At 59.1% G+C, this 716-nt stretch carries 1 pseudogene; it reads right to left on the bottom strand.

The window, feature by feature from the left end:
• Positions 1-716: pseudogene (locus tag EEB11_RS19290) on the bottom strand (DDE-type integrase/transposase/recombinase); the annotation flags it as partial.

The raw sequence follows: 716 nt of genomic DNA, 5'->3' as shown, positions 1-716 counted from the left end.
GTGCTGGATCGAGATGCCCTGTTTCTCAGCCCAAATCAGCAGCTTGCCACTGATGTATTCCGGGCCATTGTCGACCCTTATCGTTCCGGGCTTGCCACGCCATTCGATGATCCTGTCCAAACTGCGGATGACCCGTTCGGCTGGCAACGAGAAGTCGACCTCGATACCCAGTCCCTCACGGTTGAAGTCATCCAGCACGTTCAACAGCCGAAATGCACGGCCATCACCGAGGCGATCTGCCATGAAGTCCCCTTACGGCGTTTGAAGGCAAACGCCTACCGGGCAACGCATCGACCAGGTCATGTTGGGCGCCTCCGGCACCGCGAGCGCATCGGGTTTGTCCCGCTTCAGCCTTTTGCGGGGTTTGATCCGCAGGTTCAGTTCCAGCTCGCAGTAGATGCGGTAGACGCGCTTGTGATTCCACAGGTGCCCTTTCACATTGCGCAGGTGCAGGAAACACAGCCCGAATCCCCAGGTCTTGCGGGCATCGGTCAGACCGACCAGCAGATCGGCGATCTCTTCGTTCTCTGCACGAAGCTTCGGGCCATAGCGATAGCAGGTCTCGCTGACCCCAAACGCCCGACAAGCCTGGGCAATGCTCGCCCCATGTCGCGCCACCGCATTCTCGGCCATCTCGCGGCGTTGAGATGGCCCGGTCACTTTTTTCCAAGGGCTTCCTTTAGCAAATCCGCCTGCATGCTCAGGTCCGCATACAT

This window comes from Pseudotabrizicola sediminis, assembly GCF_004745575.1.
Taxonomy (GTDB): domain Bacteria; phylum Pseudomonadota; class Alphaproteobacteria; order Rhodobacterales; family Rhodobacteraceae; genus Pseudotabrizicola; species Pseudotabrizicola sediminis.
Note: the sequence above shows the minus strand (reverse complement) of the source record. Positions and strands in the feature narration are given on the sequence as shown.